Raw genomic sequence first — 17920 nt, 5'->3', positions numbered from 1 at the left:
TGGGTAAGATGTGTGTATGTCATTTCGGGCAACTTTGACTTGGAGGTCTGGAAGGCCGGATGCTACTGCATCTTCCCACCTTTAACCATTTATCTTCAGTTGCACTTCATAGTTGAACTCGCGAATCTCTAAGAAAACATTTTTGACAAAAATGGTGGAACGTCTTGTAAGAAGAACGGCATAATCGCACTCAAGTTATTTCTTTTTGGAAATTAAATGAATCATATTTTTGTAAATTTGTTGCCATGGGAAAATAAAGAAAGCTGACTTTATGAAGTACAGCTACACTTTGCTTTATCGATTGATGCCACATCTGTTGATCTATTTTGGGACGGAAGAAACGCGTGTTTTCTATTCAATTCCTGGGACGAGTCTTTACTTGCCTGATACTGGTCCTCGTATTGCAGTCCAATAAGGATGCAAATGCAGCCCCGTTACCTGAATCGACGAAGACCATCCTGGTTTTAAGTCCTGATATGGGGAATACCTCCTATCTTCAAGATTTCTACTCAACGCTGAATACATCATTGGCAAGTAGTTTTAATCAGAATACACATCTCGTGATGTTTCATGAGAATTTGGATTTGTCGCGCTTTCCGCAGGAGTCTTACCGCGCATCGGTGGCCAGATGGCTTAAAGAAAAGTACAGAGGTAAAAAAATTGATGTGATCGTCGTTGTTGGAAATGGCGCCTTAAAATTTTTGCTTACCTATAACAGAGGCCTGTGGCCTACTGTCCCAGTGCTATTTACATTAGCGAATGACATTGAGGTTGTGCATATGCCCTTGCCGCCGTTGGTGAACGGTAAAGTGATACGTGCCAATTTTTCAAATATCGTCAATGCCGCAAAGACTTTATTGCCAGCGAGTCGACAAATCGTTTTAGTCGGGAATATACCGTTTGGTGAAATGAATAAAACATTTTTGCCATCTCAATTGGGGCGTATGGCTGATGGTCTCAGCGTATTGGATTTACGCGGGCGCCCCATTGAGCAAGTGAAACGAGAAGTCGAAAATTTATCACCAGATAGCGTGATCTACTTTGGGATGTTGACCGAAGATTTGGCGACAGGTAAATCATATGGAGAAGACTTACTGGAGCAAATAAGCAAATATGCCGTTTGTCCGATTCTGGTAGATGATCCGAGAATGCTTGGGACAGGCGCTTTGGCCACCTTGAGTTTTAATTTTCGTGAGTTGGGAAAAGAAACCGCGGAACTCGCTGAAAAACTACTCAATGGTGAAAAAATAGAAGGGCAAGAATTTCCAAGTACCGGCTTTGCACCACTATTGGATCATTATCAGGTAGTGCGATGGAAAGTCGCTGCCTCAGACTTTCCTAGCGGTAGTGAACAGCGTTTTTTTACACCGACCACATGGCAGATGTATCGATGGCAAATTACCTTCGCACTATCACTGATAATTCTTTTGAGCATAGGTCTCACCTATTTAATCTTTGAGCGCAAGATGCGTGGATTAGCACTGAACGCCTCACGTCAGGTGTTAGGGCAGATCACGCAAATGAATCGAAAAATGACCGCATCGATCTACAACGAAGCAATAGGCCATGAACTTGTACAACCATTGGCAGCGATTTTGAGTAATGTGGAAGCTGCACAGATTTTTCTTAAGCGAGAACCACCTCCTTTAGATTTGGTTCACGAAACGCTAGCAAATATCAGGCGAGATAATTTGAGAGCCGATGCCTTAATAAAAAATATGCAGGGCTTGCTGACGAAATCGGATGCAGAATTAGGGCCTGTTGATATCAATTGGTTAGTGCGCAAAGTCATCAATTTTTTATCTATTGAAGCAAAAGTACGCCGTATTCAGATCAAACTTGAACTCGCTCCAGACGGCATGATCGTCTCGATGAATATCGTACAAATGCAACAAGTCATGGTGAATCTTTTACTCAATAGCATGGATGCGATTGACAGACGTGCTGGCAAGGACCGGAGAATCACGATCGCGACGATGTTATATGGAAACGATAACGTACGGGTCTCAATCGCGGACACAGGAACTGGCTTTGATGAAGGAGTGGAACGCGTTTTTGACTCATTTTTTACAACTAAACCCGAAGGTGTTGGCTTGGGGTTATGGATCACTGCATCGATAGTACAAGCCCATGGTGGGCATATCTGGGCAGAAAATCGGCTAGGTGGAGGCATTATGCTGTTCAAATTACCTTTGTCTCGGAGCGAATGAAAATGCGTGAGGAACTAACACCCATTGTCTACGTGATCGATGATGATTCTTCAGTACGCTCAGGCTTAGGTTTGTTGTTGATGGCCTGTGGCTACCGCGTCCATACGTTTGAGTCTGGTTCGCATTTTTTTCAAACAGAATTTCAAGATCAACCCAGCTGTATTCTGTTGGATGTCAATATGCCCGGTCTAAGTGGACTCGAAGTGCAGGAACATCTCAATAAACGTGATTGCAAAATTCCGATTATTTTTTTGACGGCTTACGGTGATATTTCGATGAGCGTACGAGCGATGAAAGCTGGCGCTGACGACTTTTTAAGTAAGCCAGTGCAAAAAGAAGATTTGCTACGCGCGATCACTAGTGCACATCAGCGTGATAGTGATGCACGTAAATCGCGAACCTTGATTGATGAGCTACGCTTCCGCTATGCATCGCTGTCTGAACGCGAGCTAGAAGTATTTCACCTGGTGGTTCGAGGCAAACTTAACAAACAGATTGCCTTTGAATTAGGAAATTCCGAACGAACGATTAAAGCGCAACGCAGTAATGTCATGGAAAAAATGCAGGTTAACACTTTGGCGGAACTCGTTTTGCGCGCGACACAACTTGGTGTGTTTGATCAGGATAATCGGCCAGACTAATTTTTTGTAGAGACAAAAAAATCATCGATGTTTGCGGCTATGGTCTGTACTTTTGTCCCGACACGCAGTGACGGCACCCGCAGGGCACAGTCTCAGCGTCGCCTTTCTTTTGCTTACTTTACTTTGGCGTAGCAAAGAAAAGTAAGTGGTCGCCGGGCCACACCCGGCTTGGCTCTACGAAGTGCGATCGTTTCAGTAATGAAGTTGACGCAAAAATGACGCAAAAATGACGCAACAACGAAAACATTAGGATATCTTTGGATAACCGTCTCTACATTGGCAGACTAAAGATCTCAATCAAACGACCCAGTGCCCATCGCGATAAACTTCTTCGTCACCAAATATGACTGACTTCGTGACGGCAAAAACATCCACATGGTGGCGGCCTTCGCCTCGTTTAATGTGTGGTTTAGCGTAGCTGCCATGCTTGGAGCCTAAGGATAAATGGATGCCACACATGCGTTCGTAGGTGCCAATATCGCGTACCGTACGATCTTTACTGAATGCGCGATTCATTCCTAAGCCTAATTCACGGACCCAGACAACCCCATCGTCGGCGCGGATATTGGTTAATACTTGATCAAATTCTGGTGTGGAATCTTCCGTGCCGATAACCTGACCTTTTTCAACAATGAGGGTAATCGGTTTCTCAGGTTGATTAATACTGAAGGTTGTGTCGCCAAAAATGAAGACGCGCACCTTTCCGTGCACGTCTTCAAGATTGACGGATTCAGTAAATACTTCACCGATAGGAAACTGGCCACCAACGTTTTTCATTTCACTGTAGTCACCGACATTCAGTTTGGCGGATTCAAATTTTCCGCTAAAAATGAGTTGTGCACCGTCACTGTCAACGACACCGTGGCTCGCCTGATCAATTTTTTCTTTGAGTTTTCGCCCGACCACACGATAGTAATTAGGGTCATAGGCAAGCGCATCGATGTAGTAGTCGATCTCTGCACCTTCCATCCGACCCAGATGCGGGTGTTCAATCACCTTCAAACCTTGTTTGAATAATTCAACACGTAACCGGTAAGCCTCTAAACGAAAATTCGTCGATTGCACCAGTACCGCCAGATCGCTACTTTGCAAGGTAGCGAGGGTTTGCAAAATATCGTATGGTGACGTGAGATCAAAGTCGATGCAAAGTGCATTTGGCAAGCACAAACGGTAGGCGGCGCTCAATACTCTGGACAATTCACATTGCTGGTCATACACCAACACCGCCTTGTGTCCCTCTGTATGCTGGAACGCGTGTTCCAGAATGCATTGCAGATGGCTGTGGCTAATATTAACGCGGGATTCAAACTCAGAACTGGCGAGTGACATGACTTGTTTCATAAATAATAAGAGGTATTCGCAAATATCTGTCAACGTGCTAACGGCGATTTGTAGTCGCTGATTGACGACGAGACGTCATTTTGCTAAGTCGTCATTTTAACAGACGTCCGCAAGTTGACTGGCGGCTTGCATTTTACGATTTGCGCGGTATTGATGTAACATTGAATCGGAGCAACGAACATTTTCTTGATTTTAGTCATAGCAATGTCATATTTTTTCGATATGATTCTCCCTACCTGCTGTACATACAACTGATATGTATGACGGCAGCGAGGTGTGCTTTGTCTGCGTATAGCGGACAAGCCGCCGATCTAATACAAATGCGGAACTGGGCAACCAGCTTCCGCATTTATCTTTTTTGCGCCTGATCCCGAAAGGATTTTGGTGTCATGCCTGTCCACTCTTTAAACGCATGCTGAAACGCGCTTTGCTCTTGAAAGCCAAGCAAAAATGCAATATCCGCCAGACTAAAATGGGCTTGCTGTAAATATTCTTTAGCAATTGAACGCCGCGTTTCGTCGAGTAACTGCTGGAAGCTCATGCCCGCTTCGGAAAGCTTTCGTTGCAAAGTCCTTTGACTCACGCCTAACTCGGTTGCAATGGCAGGCAATCTTGCCAGATCCTGTGATAAATTTTTACGAATTGCAGCACGAACCAAGGCCACTACACTACCGTCATTTTCGGCAACTTGTTTTTGCTTTAAAAGTTGTTCCGCGTGTTGTTGTAGTAGTGGATACATGCTGACGTCAGCGTTTGGTACCCTCCAGTCCAGCAATGCAGTCGGGAATTTTGCACAATTAATAGCAGCGTCAAAAACTACCTCTGGACCAAAAATGCGCTGATATTCTCTGAGATCTGCTGGCGCGCTATGTTGAAAAAAAACCGGTGTAAAGGGTAACGTCGAGCCTGCAAACCAATTGCCAAAAACGCGAATTCCGGCGAACACGCTGTCGGCAAGATGGCAGCTTGCGTGTGGAAAGTGGCTGTGCCATTGATATTCGGTAATAGTGGCTGATTCGAGCAGCGCGGAGCGCCCCAGATCGTGCGCCAGTCCTTCATAACGCATTGTTTGTTGAAATGCTTGTCGAAAATCCTTGCAACTCATCAAAATCATGCCATACACATTGTAGGTCCCGAGCTTGACACGTTCACCTACATGAAGACCAAAATGCTCGTCGCTACTGAGCAATGCGCCTGCATCGAGTAAGCGCACATAACTACTGGCGCTCATGCTATCGACAATCGGCGTCAAGCCATTTTCTGGAAGCCCCGCCTTTGCTGCCAGGCTGGATAAAGACAAGCCACGTTCAATCACTAATTCGAGCAAAGGTTGCACATAGGCAGCAGCGACCCTTGCCTCAGCAGGATGATGTTGTGATGGACTGCCGTAGGGGTTTGGCATATTTCAGCAAATTCCTTGTCATAAAAGCGCAATACAGGTATTGCCAGGCTCGATAAGCTAGCGGTCAAGTATATCAAGGGAATTTACTGTGAGTTGAGTAAATTCTCACCACAACAGAGAGAGAGACATGTATGCGACGTTGGAATGGCTGGGGTGACGATAGTGTCGAATTCGCGGTGAATCCTGAAGCACTGGCATTTTTGCAAGAGCGTTTGGGTGAAGGTGTTCTGCAACAAGATGCCAGTAAAAGTAGTGTGATCGCTACGGTAGCCGCATCTCGTTTGCCGCCACATCCATTGATTGATATTGATCCGGAAACGCGTCTCCTGCATAGCCTGGGGCAGAGTTTGCCCGACTGGCTGAAGTTGCGGTTTGGCCACATCGAACACTTTCCAGATGGTGTCGCGTTCCCGCAAAGCAGTACCGATGTGCGCGAATTATTGGACTACGTTAATCTGCATCAGATCGTGTTAATCCCTTACGGCGGTGGTACGAGTGTCGTTGGTCACCTGACGATGACTGATCATACAAGGCCAGTGCTTGTTGTCAGTATGCGGCGTATGTCACAACTCTTAAACTTGGATAAGGACGCACAATTAGCGACCTTTGGTGCCGGGGTGTTTGGCCCTGATCTGGAAGCACAGTTGCGGGCGCATGGCTTTACTTTGGGACATTTTCCGCAATCATTCGAGTATTCAACCTTAGGTGGTTGGGTGGTAACGCGATCATCCGGTCAGCAATCTTTGCGTTATGGACGCATAGAACAATTGTTTGCGGGTGGACGGATAGAAACACCGGCCGGACGCTTGGATATTCCGACCTTTCCTGCGTCCGCAGCAGGCACCGATTTACGTGAAATTGTCATGGGGTCGGAAGGGCGGATTGGTATTTTAACCGAGGTCACGGTGCGCATCAGCCGCTTGCCTGCCAGTGAAGAATTTCATGCGGTTTTTTTCCCGGATTGGGACAGTGCGCAAGATGCCGTGCGGACGCTGGCGCAATCAAAATTGCCTTTGTCGATGTTGCGCTTATCTAATGCTACAGAAACCTTGACGAGCCTGAAGTTGGCAGGGCATAAAAAACTGATTGCATTGCTAGAAGCATACCTGCGCATTCGTCATTGTGACGATCAGAAATGTCTGTTATTACTTGGTGCCAGCGGCGATAAAAAAAATGTGCGACACGCTATTCGCCAGGCGTTAAAGATAAGCAGACTACATGGCGGCGTTGCCGTCGGTCAAATGATGGGAAAAAAGTGGAAGCAGAGCCGATTTAAAAACGTTTATCTACGAAATACCTTATGGCAACAAGGTTACGCCATTGATACCGTAGAAACCGCCTGCGATTGGCCGAAAGTGAAGGGCATGATGCGAGCGATCGAGTATGTTGCCACCAATGCGCTGGCTAGCGACGGCGAGAAATTGCATACCTATACGCATTTGTCACATCTTTATGCGCAAGGTGCCAGCGTCTACACCACATTTGTTTACCGCTTGACGGGTGATTATGACCAAGACCTCATGCGCTGGAAGAAACTCAAAGCGTCTGCTTCACAAGCCATTGTCGATAATGGCGGCACGATCAGCCATCAACATGGCGTGGGGCGTGATCATGCACCCTATTTGTTGGCTGAAAAAGGTGATTTAGGCATCTCAGTATTGCGTCATTTGTACCAAAAATTTGATCCGCAAGGCTTGATGAATCCGGGTGTCTTACTACCAACACATCTGCCAACACATCTGCCAACAACATCTGCCAATCTGGAGCAATGAAATGAGCTCATCGTTGTGGGATACGGCTTTCAGGGATAATCTCGATCAGGTATTGTCGAACCATGATCAAGCATGGGATATTGTTGTCATTGGCGGTGGCATTACCGGCGCAGGCATTTTGTTGGAAGCGGCGCGGCGCAGTTTGAAAGTACTATTGATCGAACAACGTGATTTTGCCTGGGGGACATCCAGCCGATCTTCCAAACTGGTTCACGGCGGTCTGCGTTATTTAAAAGAAGGCAAGTTCAATTTAACGCGCGATGCGGTCCAAGAGCGCCAGGCATTGATGAAGGATGCTGGTGGATTAGTTGATACCCAGAGTTTTGCATTCGCCGATTATCAAGGCCGTAAGCCAGGTCGATGGATGTTTTCTCTGGGACTGGCAATCTATGACAAGATGGCCGGACAAACTGCGCGGCATTACTTTGCAAAAGATGAATTTTTGATGATGGCACCGCACATTGATCATCATGATTTAAAAGGCGGTCTCAGCTATCACGATGCGAAAACCGACGATGCGCGTCTGGTGTTGAGAGTCCTGCAAGAGGCACAGTCTTTTGGTGCAACAGCGATTAATTATCTCGCTGCTACACGGATTAATTATGCCAACGATGTGGCGCGGGGTCTGCAAGTTACCGATGCAATCAGCGGGCGTCAGTATCAGATTCAAGCGCGCACTATCATCAATGCTACGGGTGCCTGGGTTGATCGCTTACGGCAATTCCAGGGCACGAATGGCAAAATTCGGCCATTGCGAGGAAGTCATCTTTTGTTACCTTTGTGGCGTTTGCCTGTCGCGCAAGCCGTGAGCCTGATGCATCCGCGTGACGGACGTCCAGTATTTGTCTATCCGTGGGAAGGCGTGGCGCTGGTCGGCACGACGGATGTTGATCACGATACCGATTTGCAATCGGAGGCAGCAATTACGCCGGATGAAGTAAGCTATTTGATGGAGGCGTTGGCTTTTCAGTTTCCGTCGTTGGCATTAAATTTGGATGACATTATCGCCACCTATGCGGGGGTGCGGCCAGTGATCGATACAGGCAAAGCTGATCCTTCAAAGGAAGGCCGTGACCATGCGGTCTGGTTAGAAAAAGGTCTGTTGACAGTCACGGGTGGCAAGTTGACTACATTTCGGTTGATTGCACTGGATGCGTTAAAGCATATTGCCTCCCATTTGCCTGAATGGCAGCCAAATTGGCGCGTTACGCCGCTTTTTGAGCGAGATGACACAAGCACCATGCAAGTTCAGATACCGAATTCACAACGCGTTCGTTTGTCAGGACATTACGGCAAACTGGCGACGGCCGTGGTTGCTTGCGCGCAAGCGGGTGAGTTGGAATTGATTCCTGGTACTGAAACCATGTGGGTGGAGCTACGTTGGGCGGCGCGCAAGGAAGCGGTATTGCACCTTGAAGACTTGCTTTTACGCCGTACGCGGTTAGGATTGTTGTTGCGTCACGGTGGCGAAGCACATTTTCCGCGCTTTCGCGCCATCTGTCAGGCAGAATTGGCGTGGGATGAACCTCGTTGGAACCAGGAACAAACAGCCTATCTGGCGTTATGGAAAAAAAATTATGCATTACCTGATAAAAACTTGATCGCCAACTGGCGAATTAGCTGACCGTCTGACGTCGCCATCGAGCAATGTTTCTTTGTCAAAAATACGAGACGAAACAAAAAAATAATATGGATAAGAAATATATTTTAGCGATCGATAATGGCACTCAAAGTGTCCGTGCGATTCTGTTTGATCTTAACGGCAACATCGTCGCGAAATCACAGGTACATCTGGAGGCTTATTTTTCAGTTCAACCTGGATGGGCGGAACATCATCCTGAAGATTATTGGCAAGCCGTCTGCACCGCATGCCAACGCTTATGGGGCGAAAGTGGCATTTCACCAGACACTTTGCATGGCGTGGCAGTGACTACGCAACGTGGCACGATGATTAATCTCGATCAACACGGTCAGCCGCTACGTCCGGCGATAACCTGGTTGGATCAGCGACGAACGGACGTGGTTCCGCCAGTGAATCCATTATGGTTGACTGCCTTCAAAATTGCTGGTGTCAGCGATACGATTAATTTCTTTCGTGGTGAAGCAGAGACCAACTGGATTAAACAACATCAACCGGAGATTTGGGATAAAACGGCGCATTACCTGATGCTGTCCGGTTATCTGAACTATCGTTTGTGCGGCAAATTTATTGATTCCATTGGTTCACAAGTCGGCTATTTGCCTTTTGATTATAAACGTCTGAAATGGGCCAGTAAGTTTGATTGGAAATGGCAAGCACTGGCAATAAAAGCGGAAACCCTGTCTGAACTTGTTCGTCCCGGTACGATCATGGGCAGCATTTCACCGGAGGCCGCTGCACAAACCGGCATCTTAGCTGGCACGCCACTTGTGGCCGCCGCTGCGGATAAGGCCTGCGAAGTCATTGGCGCTGGCTGCCAGCAGCCGCATATCGGCTGCCTTAGTTATGGCACGACCGCGACGATCAATATGACCAGCAAAAAATATCTGGAGGTGACGCCCTTTATCCCGCCTTATCCAGCCGCTATTCCCGGTTCGTATAGTACGGAAGTGCAAATTTTCCGCGGCTATTGGATGGTAAATTGGTTTAAAGAGCAATTTGGTCATCACGAACAATCGCAAGCGGTAGCGCAGGGTGTGGTTGCTGAGGCGTTGTTTGACGAGCTGGTAAATGAAGTGCCGCCAGGCTCTATGGGATTGATGTTGCAACCGTATTGGACGCCCGGCATTAAGGTACCTGGACCAGAGGCTAAAGGCGCCATGATAGGTTTTGGCGACGTGCATACGCGTGCTCATATGTATCGCGCGATCCTTGAGGGCCTGGCCTATGCGCTGCGTGAAGGTAAAGAACGAATCGAAAAGAGAAGCGGTGTCGCGATCACTGAATTGCGAATTTCTGGTGGTGGCTCACAAAGTGATGCTGCAATGCAATTGACAGCAGATATTTTTGGTTTGCCCACGTCTCGTCCGCATATTTATGAGACATCAGGCCTGGGAGCGTCGATAGATGCTGCAGTCGGGTTAGGTTTGCATCCTGATTTTGATACAGCAGTGCGTGCGATGACACGGATAGGAAAAACGTTCGAGCCGATTGCGCATCATCACCAGATTTACAACGAGCTTTACCATCGCGTCTATCAAAAGATGTATGCGCGCTTACAACCTTTGTATAAAGAAATTCAGCAGATTACCGGTTATCCGAAAATGCACTAACGTTTAATATGATCGGCCAGAATTATTTAATGGCGTAGTGTTCACTTCAACATCTTGCATGCTACCGACGGTACCGTTGTTATTTAAATATAGGCCGGATGATTCTAATTCTCCTGAAGTTGCGCTATTGCCGCCAATCGCTGTTTGCGTGCTGGCGTTGCCGAGATAGAGGGCACCTATGCCGGCTTGCTGCAGACTGATAAATTGTGGTTTGCCATTGCTACCTTCAATTAAAACACCCAACTGGCTATAGGCTGGATTGCTTTCATCCAGCCAACCATTATTCATATTATGATTTTCAAAGTGGTTTGCCAGTGACTGAAGTTGGGCAAAACCGTTGCCTGTAGCAGGACCGAATAATTGTGTTTTGTCGGTGATTTTTCCGCTGCTGTCAGGATTAAATACCAGATAGCCACCGCCCTGAATGAATGGCATAGAAACTTGCTTGCCGTCGTTATTCAGATCGAACGAAAAATTCTGTTGACTCAACTGAACCGAGTTGCTTGAAAAATTGATCACCAAAGGATCTTTCAAAGCACTGCCAGATTTGATCGTGACGGAGTTGGTTTCTTGTCGTGTCGTTTGTAACGACTGGTTCATATCAAAGTGAATTATTTTATGGTCACTGGTTTCAATCTCACCCTCGGCACTAAAATTGGTGCTGGTCGTTTGTAGTGAGGTGGTTTGCGCATTGTAGATAGCGCCGGCCTCCTGTGACGTCGATGCTTGCATTGAGGCGGTATTCGTTGGCTGATCAGCGTGCGAAAAATTGGCTGGATTGATGAGGTGTATGGTCAGCCTAAAAATTTCTTGCAATATCTCGATCAGCGATTGCATTTTGGGATCCAGGCTGGCGTAGGCATCATTATTGTTTGTTGCATTGGCTGCAGAGGGTGAGGCTTGTCGGGCATTTGATGCCGAATTGGCGTTCGCTAAATCAAAAGTCGCCAGTGCGGCCTTCCCGACATCGGATATCTGCACCAACGTTGAATTATCCGGCATACTGCTTAATTTGTCCGGCGTATCATCAGCCGCCCCCGCAAATAGTCTTAGTTCTTGTTTAGAACTGAACTGAGTACTGACACTTTGCCACGATTGCATTGCAACCTGAGATGAACTGATGATCATTTCAGTCTCCAAGATGTTGGGTAACTCTGCTAATTATCGACAGACCTTGGCAAAGCTTGAGCTCATTTTTTATTCGCCACGATCTCCGCACGGTGATTCATCGTACGTTCCTTAAAGTAAGTTTTTTTTGGGGTAACTTTGGTGCGTTTTTTTTTGATCTTTGTAAATAGTTGCAAACAAATAAGGTGGATGCACCGTAAAGGTCATTTGCGCTCACCGAATTTGTGCGATGTACGAGATTGTTTGATTTGAGTGCAATTTTGATGCGAGACGTTGAACGATAAAATGCCACGGAATTATCTTGATATCGACAATAAATCGTATTTTAAATTCGGTATCAAATCTGTGATTTTCATAGGGAGAGAGCGGCAAGAAAATATATTGCATTGCGCAAGCTGGCACACTTAATGCTAACTGGATGATGAAGCTCGTAGTCTTTTTGTATTTAACCATCACTAGGAGAAATCATGACACGTCGCACCGTTTTAAAAGCAACTGCTTTGGCTGTAATGACTTTAGCAAGCGCAGGCTGGATGTCGCAAGCCGTCGCCGCAGATACGATTAAGGTAGGGATTTTGCATTCCTTGTCCGGCACAATGGCAATCTCAGAAACCTCATTAAAAGATGTCGCCTTGATGACGATTGATGAGATTAACGCACACGGTGGCGTGTTGGGTAAAAAACTGGAACCCGTGGTCGTCGATCCGGCATCGAACTGGCCTTTGTTTGCTGAAAAGGCGCGTCAGTTAGTGGCGCAGGATAAAGTTTCTGTGGTCTTTGGCTGCTGGACATCCGTATCACGTAAATCCGTGTTACCAGTATTCAAAGAATTGAATAGCTTATTGTTTTACCCAGTGCAATACGAGGGTGAAGAGCTCGAAAAAAATGTGTTCTACACGGGCGCTGCACCAAATCAGCAAGCAATTCCGGCAACGGAATACTTGATGTCCAAAGAGGGTGGCGGAGCCAAGCGCTTCGTCTTGTTGGGAACCGATTATGTCTACCCACGTACGACAAACAAAATTTTACGTGCTTTCCTGCACAGCAAGGGTGTGAAAGACACGGATATAGATGAAGTCTACACACCGTTTGGACATTCCGATTATCAGACGATTGTGGCCAACATTAAAAAGTTTGCAGCGGGTGGAAAAACTGCCGTTATTTCGACAATTAATGGCGATTCGAATGTCCCATTTTATAAAGAATTGGGTAATGCTGGCTTAAAAGCGACCGATGTGCCCGTCGTTGCTTTCTCGGTGGGTGAAGAAGAATTGCGTGGCGTCGATACGAAGCCATTGGTTGGTCATCTGGCCGCATGGAATTATTTTGAATCGGTTAAAAATCCGGTCAATACAGAATTCATTAAAAAATGGAAAGCTTACGCTGCCGCCAAAAATCTACCGAATGCAGCAACTGTCGTGACCAATGATCCGATGGAAGCAACCTATGTCGGTATTTACATGTGGAAGCAAGCAGTAGAAAAAGCAAAATCTACCGACACCGACAAAGTGATTGCCGCAATGGGTGGTCAGAAATTCAAAGCACCATCAGGTTTTGAATTGATGATGGACGCAACGAATCATCATCTGCATAAGCCAGTGATGATCGGTGAAATTAAAGCCGATGGCCAGTTCAGTGTTGTCTACAAAACCAAAGAAACAATTCGCGCACAACCATGGAGCCCATACATCCAGGGTAATGAAGGTAAGCAAAAACTGTAATTTTCCGCGACTGATTTTTCATTCAGCATGGCCGTCAGAGTTCAGGTTGATCACTGGCGGCCGTTACTGGTCTTCGTTATTGGCGTTTGTTACTGACATTCATTACTGACTCTATCGTCGTTCGTTTTCGCTTTTAATGAAAGCACATTGCAAGCCTTCTTCTATGAACATAAAAAAAATCCTTAGCATGGTGCTGGGCATGGTCTTTTGCTGTAGTGCACAGGCAATGATCGATCAGCACTTGTTGCTTGATTTGGCGGGTGATGACCCAGATGCCCGGATTGTCGCCGTCAATGCAATCGCTGCGCTGGCGAATGACGAGGCAGCACGAGTTTTAAGTGCCTTGAAAAATGAAAATATTTATCTCAAAGATAATGTCGTCTACGAGGTAGATGGAGAAGCTACGACTAATTTGACTACTGGTAAAGCGAGTGCGTTACCAGAGGGTGCCGATGTGCTGGTCATTAATAATCGTCTGCGTGGTGCGTTGGAGAGTGCTTTGTCTGGGATGAAGTTATTTTCTAAGGATAAATCAACTCGGTTAACCGCCGTCCATGATTTGCAACAGCAAGCCACTGCTGAACAGTTACCGTTATTGCAGAAAGCCTATTTGCAGGAAAATGACACTGAAATTAAGGCGCAACTTCAGTTACTCATTGCCACAGCAAACTTACAATCCTCCGATCCGGTTGCCCGCAAGGCCGCAGTGAAAAGCTTGGCGGAAACGAGCAACGCCAATTTAAAGCCAATCTTAGAGGCAATGTTAAAGCGCAATCCTGATGGTAGTTATGCGGAGCCCGATGAAAGTATCCGGGTTGAAGTCGTCGCGACGTTGCATGCTTTGGACACTAAACTCGCACGGACAGAAATCATCGGCAATCTCTTTTATGGTGTTTCCTTAGGCAGCGTTCTATTGTTGGCGGCACTTGGTCTGGCAATTACGTTCGGCCTGATGGGAATCATCAATATGGCCCATGGCGAACTATTAATGATCGGTGCTTATACCACCTATGCTTGCCAACTATTTTTTCGACATTTCTTCCCGCAAGCCATCGATGCTTATTTATTGTTAGCGGTACCGGCAGCATTTTTAGTATCGGGTCTCGTTGGTATTTTTTTGGAGCGCACAGTGATTCGTTGGCTCTACGGTCGCCCACTCGAAACCCTGCTCTGTACGTGGGGTATCAGCCTGATTCTGATGCAAACAGTGCGGACTATTTTTGGTGCTCAAAACGTCGAAGTCGCGAATCCAGCCTGGATGTCAGGCGGTGTGACGGTACTCGGATCTTTGGTACTGTCCTATAACCGCATCGTGATTATTTTCTTTGCCCTTGCTGTGGTCGCTGCGGTATGGCTGATCCTCAATAAAACGCGGCTCGGATTGTTTGTACGTGCCGCGATGCAAAACCGTCGGATGGCTGATTGTGTTGGCGTTGCTACCGGTAAGATCGATATGCTGACCTTTGGGCTCGGTTCGGGTATTGCAGGTTTGGGCGGTGTCGCACTTTCGCAGTTAGGTAATGTGGGCCCTGATCTTGGTCAAAACTATATCGTTGATTCTTTTATGGTCGTGGTACTTGGTGGCGTAGGTCAATTAGCCGGTACTTTATTGGCCGCATTTGGTTTAGGTGAAGTGAACAAATTTTTAGAACCTGTTGCTGGCGCAGTCATGGCAAAAATAGTGATCCTAGTCATGATCATTATTTTCATTCAGCGACGCCCGCAAGGTTTGTTCGCACTCAAAGGCAGGAGTGTTGAATGATGCATCAATTATTTCCGCGAACCACCTGGTTATTTATTCTCGGTCTGACGGCGATTGCTGTTTTATTGCCGATCTTAAATTTGAGCTTTCCAGACGGACATCCGCTGCATATCTCTGCTTACGTGATGGGCATTGTCGCCAAATTTATGTGCTATGCGCTGGCAGCGTTGGCGTTGGATTTGGTGTGGGGATATACCGGCATTTTATCGCTCGGGCATGGCGTATTTTTTGCCTTAGGGGCGTATGCGCACGGTATGTATTTGATGCGTGCCATCGGACACGATGGTGTATATCAAAGTGATTTACCTGATTTTATGGTGTTCCTCGATTGGAAAACCTATCCGTGGTATTGGTCGATGACCGATAGCTTTTTATACTGTATGGCATTGGTGATCTTTGTGCCCGGCATATTAGCCTTTATTTTTGGTTTCTTTGCATTCAGATCACGTATCAAAGGCGTTTATTTCTCCATTATCACGCAGGCGATGACCTATGCGTTCATGTTGCTGTTCTTCCGCAACGATACTGGTTTTGGTGGCAATAATGGTTTCACCGATTTTAAACGCTTGCTTGGGTTTAGTCTTACTGCACCGTCGACCAAAGCAGTCTTGTTTTTGGTGACTTTGTTATGCTTGTTCGGCGCATTGATACTTTGTCGTTGGATCGTGACGTCAAAGCTAGGGCGTGTATTGCAAGGTGTCCGCGATTCTGAATCACGCTTGATGTTTATCGGTTACAACCCACTCTGGTTTAAGTTGTTCGTCTGGACCTTGTCGGCAGTTCTGTGCAGTATTGCGGGAGCCCTTTATGTGCCGCAGGTGGGGATCATTAATCCATCAGAAATGTCGCCAGCCAATTCCATAGAAATGGTAATCTGGGCTGCTGTAGGTGGCCGTGGTACTTTACTTGGCCCTATTCTTGGTGCCTTCACTGTCAATGGCTTGAAGAGTTGGTTCACGGCGGCTTTTCCGGATTTGTGGCTCTATGCTTTGGGGTTGCTATTCATCCTGGTAACACTCTTTATGCAGCAAGGCATCCTCGGCGTTTTTGCAAAATTTAAAACATCGAAGGAGGTCGCATGAACCATGTAATTAGCGGCATCCTGCGTCCGGGCAAGCAATATGACAGTGCTACGGGCGATCAAGGTGTCTCGTACCAGCGCATCAAACAACCTGGCGTGGACACCACGCATGGCGCCATTCTTTATCTCGAAGATATCGTGGTCTCGTTTGATGGTTTTAAAGCGATTAACCAGCTGAATCTGGATATTTCGGTGGGTGAGTTACGCTGTATCATCGGGCCTAATGGTGCCGGTAAAACAACCATGATGGATGTGATTACTGGCAAAACTAAACCAACGTCCGGCAGTGCATTTTTTGGTCAGACGATGGATTTGACAAAAATGAACGAGGTCGAGATTGCGCATGCCGGTATCGGTCGGAAATTTCAACGTCCAACCGTCTTTGAGCAGCATAGCGTGTTTGAAAATCTTGAGCTGGCCATGAAAATGGACAAACGCGTTGTAACCACTTTGTTTGCCCGACTCAATAGCGAACAGCGTGACAAAATTGCCGCTGTCCTTGATCTTATCCGTTTGCATGAGCACGCTTCTCGTCAGGCTGGATTGCTGTCACATGGTCAAAAGCAGTGGTTAGAAATCGGTATGTTATTGATCCAAGAGCCACAATTGATTTTGCTCGATGAGCCCGTGGCAGGCATGTCTGATTCAGAAACGGCCCGCACCGCTGAATTACTCAATGAGCTGCGGGGTAAGCATTCGATTATGGTGGTCGAGCATGACATGGGCTTCGTGACCGAAATTGCGCAGCAGGGCAAGGTGACAGTCTTGCATGAAGGTGCCGTGTTAGCCGAGGGCAGTATGCAGCAAGTCCAGGCCGATGAGCGTGTCATTGAGGTATATCTCGGCCGCTGATGAATGAAGATGATAATTTCACTGACAGGGAATTTATGTTAGAAGTAACACAACTCCATCAACATTATGGATCCAGCCATACATTGCGCGGTATCTCTTTGCGTGTAAAGCAGGGCGAGTGTCTGGCTTTGCTTGGTCGCAACGGCGTGGGCAAAACCACGTTGCTTAAATGTTTGATGGGTGTCTTGCCGTTGTCACAAGGCGACGTGGTGTTTGGAGGGCAATCAATCAATAAAATGGCGCCGCATCAACGTGCCAAAGCGGGAATGGCTTATGTACCCCAAGGTCGGGAGATCTTTGCACGACTGACTGTGGAGGAAAATTTATTAATGGGGATGGCGACCTTGCCGGCTAAACGAGCGAACGTCATTAAGAGCGATATCTATGAATTATTTCCAGTATTGAAAGACATGTTACATCGCCGAGGCGGTGATTTGTCCGGTGGCCAACAACAACAGTTGGCGATTGCACGGGCTTTGTTGGCGGAACCCAAACTCATCATTTTTGATGAGCCTACCGAAGGTATCCAACCGTCTATCATCAAAGACATTGCCCGCGTAATTAAGCTGTTACGTGAACGTGGTGACATGGGGATTATATTGTGTGAACAGTATTTTGATTTTGCCAAAGAGTTGGCAGATCAGTTTATTGTTCTGTCTCGTGGTGAAGTAGTGGCAAGCGGTGCACAAAGCGCCATGGACAGCGATGAGGTGAAGCGCCATCTGGCTGTGTAGCGCGAGTAGTAGTTCGATTATTGA

Annotated in this window: 13 protein-coding genes; 10 read left to right on the top strand and 3 right to left on the bottom strand. The window is 46.9% G+C overall.

From position 1 onward, the window contains the following. Window positions 1-344 precede the first annotated feature (344 nt). Together ACO0K1_RS14315 and ACO0K1_RS14310 are read left to right on the top strand one after the other, a co-directional pair. A complete protein-coding gene (locus tag ACO0K1_RS14315) occupies window positions 345-2210 on the top strand; it encodes an ATP-binding protein (RefSeq protein ID WP_423026868.1) in 1866 nt (621 codons plus the stop codon). Next, a complete protein-coding gene (locus ACO0K1_RS14310) occupies window positions 2207-2851 on the top strand; it encodes a response regulator transcription factor (protein ID WP_423026866.1) in 645 nt (214 codons plus the stop codon). Before ACO0K1_RS14315 ends, ACO0K1_RS14310 begins: the two co-directional genes overlap by 4 nt. 297 nt (window positions 2852-3148) lie before the next feature. Here ACO0K1_RS14310 and ACO0K1_RS14305 read toward each other — a convergent pair whose 3' ends face one another. Beyond that, window positions 3149-4180 carry a hypothetical protein gene (locus ACO0K1_RS14305; RefSeq protein WP_423026864.1) on the bottom strand — a complete coding sequence of 344 codons (1032 nt, stop codon included), beginning with the start codon at window positions 4178-4180 and terminating at the stop codon, window positions 3149-3151. A 361-nt stretch (window positions 4181-4541) separates the two neighbouring features. Further along, entirely contained in the window at window positions 4542-5594 is a 1053-nt protein-coding gene (locus ACO0K1_RS14300; protein WP_423026862.1) for an AraC family transcriptional regulator, read from the bottom strand. 131 nt (window positions 5595-5725) lie between these two features. Between ACO0K1_RS14300 and ACO0K1_RS14295 the strand changes: the two genes are divergently transcribed. From ACO0K1_RS14295 to ACO0K1_RS14285, 3 genes are all read left to right on the top strand, one after another. Continuing rightward, window positions 5726-7366: an FAD-binding oxidoreductase gene (locus ACO0K1_RS14295; protein ID WP_423026860.1), complete on the top strand. Its 1641-nt coding sequence runs from the start codon at window positions 5726-5728 to the stop codon at window positions 7364-7366. Window position 7367: 1 nt separating this feature from the next. Further along, the gene (locus ACO0K1_RS14290) at window positions 7368-8990 is read left to right on the top strand and encodes a glycerol-3-phosphate dehydrogenase/oxidase (RefSeq protein ID WP_423026858.1); all 1623 of its coding nucleotides are present in this window, start codon (window positions 7368-7370) and stop codon (window positions 8988-8990) included. A 65-nt stretch (window positions 8991-9055) separates the two neighbouring features. Further along, window positions 9056-10618 carry an FGGY-family carbohydrate kinase gene (locus tag ACO0K1_RS14285; RefSeq protein ID WP_423026856.1) on the top strand — a complete coding sequence of 521 codons (1563 nt, stop codon included), beginning with the start codon at window positions 9056-9058 and terminating at the stop codon, window positions 10616-10618. 3 nt (window positions 10619-10621) lie between these two features. On the opposite strand, the gene ACO0K1_RS14280 is transcribed toward ACO0K1_RS14285, so the two are convergent. Next, on the bottom strand, window positions 10622-11746 hold the full coding sequence (locus ACO0K1_RS14280) for a hypothetical protein (RefSeq protein ID WP_423026854.1): 1125 nt from the start codon (window positions 11744-11746) through the stop codon (window positions 10622-10624). A 467-nt stretch (window positions 11747-12213) separates the two neighbouring features. On the opposite strand from ACO0K1_RS14280, the gene urtA reads away from it, so the two are divergent. From urtA to urtE, 5 genes are all read left to right on the top strand, one after another. After that, a complete protein-coding gene (urtA, locus tag ACO0K1_RS14275) occupies window positions 12214-13467 on the top strand; it encodes an urea ABC transporter substrate-binding protein (RefSeq protein ID WP_423026852.1) in 1254 nt (417 codons plus the stop codon). Between the two features lie 163 nt (window positions 13468-13630). Continuing rightward, the gene (urtB, locus tag ACO0K1_RS14270; RefSeq protein WP_423026850.1) at window positions 13631-15229 is read left to right on the top strand and encodes an urea ABC transporter permease subunit UrtB; all 1599 of its coding nucleotides are present in this window, start codon (window positions 13631-13633) and stop codon (window positions 15227-15229) included. Next, window positions 15226-16311 (top strand): urea ABC transporter permease subunit UrtC, encoded by a 1086-nt coding sequence (gene urtC, locus ACO0K1_RS14265; protein ID WP_423026848.1) that lies wholly within the window; start codon window positions 15226-15228, stop codon window positions 16309-16311. The genes urtB and urtC overlap by 4 nt, the downstream gene beginning before the upstream one ends. Further along, window positions 16308-17162, top strand: a complete 855-nt coding sequence (gene urtD, locus ACO0K1_RS14260; RefSeq protein ID WP_423026846.1) for an urea ABC transporter ATP-binding protein UrtD — start codon at window positions 16308-16310, stop codon at window positions 17160-17162. Before urtC ends, urtD begins: the two co-directional genes overlap by 4 nt. Window positions 17163-17197: 35 nt before the next feature. Next, complete coding sequence (urtE, locus tag ACO0K1_RS14255; protein WP_423026844.1) at window positions 17198-17896, top strand: urea ABC transporter ATP-binding subunit UrtE; 699 nt, start codon at window positions 17198-17200, stop codon at window positions 17894-17896. The last annotated feature ends 24 nt before the right edge of the window (window positions 17897-17920 follow it).

Source organism: Undibacterium sp. SXout20W (assembly GCF_049340285.1).
GTDB lineage: Bacteria > Pseudomonadota > Gammaproteobacteria > Burkholderiales > Burkholderiaceae_D > Undibacterium.
The sequence above is the reverse complement of the archived record's forward strand: the minus strand, read 5'-3'. Positions and strand labels throughout refer to the sequence as shown.

Coding starts and splice junctions, on each gene's coding strand:
- ACO0K1_RS14310 (WP_423026866.1), top strand. CDS start 2,207: ATGAAAATGCGTGAGGAACTAACACCCATTGTCTACGTGATCGATGAT.
- ACO0K1_RS14305 (WP_423026864.1), bottom strand. CDS start 4,180: ATGTCACTCGCCAGTTCTGAGTTTGAATCCCGCGTTAATATTAGCCAC.
- ACO0K1_RS14300 (WP_423026862.1), bottom strand. CDS start 5,594: ATGCCAAACCCCTACGGCAGTCCATCACAACATCATCCTGCTGAGGCA.
- ACO0K1_RS14295 (WP_423026860.1), top strand. CDS start 5,726: ATGCGACGTTGGAATGGCTGGGGTGACGATAGTGTCGAATTCGCGGTG.
- ACO0K1_RS14290 (WP_423026858.1), top strand. CDS start 7,368: ATGAGCTCATCGTTGTGGGATACGGCTTTCAGGGATAATCTCGATCAG.
- ACO0K1_RS14285 (WP_423026856.1), top strand. CDS start 9,056: ATGGATAAGAAATATATTTTAGCGATCGATAATGGCACTCAAAGTGTC.
- ACO0K1_RS14280 (WP_423026854.1), bottom strand. CDS start 11,746: ATGATCATCAGTTCATCTCAGGTTGCAATGCAATCGTGGCAAAGTGTC.
- urtA (WP_423026852.1), top strand. CDS start 12,214: ATGACACGTCGCACCGTTTTAAAAGCAACTGCTTTGGCTGTAATGACT.
- urtB (WP_423026850.1), top strand. CDS start 13,631: ATGAACATAAAAAAAATCCTTAGCATGGTGCTGGGCATGGTCTTTTGC.
- urtC (WP_423026848.1), top strand. CDS start 15,226: ATGATGCATCAATTATTTCCGCGAACCACCTGGTTATTTATTCTCGGT.
- urtD (WP_423026846.1), top strand. CDS start 16,308: ATGAACCATGTAATTAGCGGCATCCTGCGTCCGGGCAAGCAATATGAC.
- urtE (WP_423026844.1), top strand. CDS start 17,198: ATGTTAGAAGTAACACAACTCCATCAACATTATGGATCCAGCCATACA.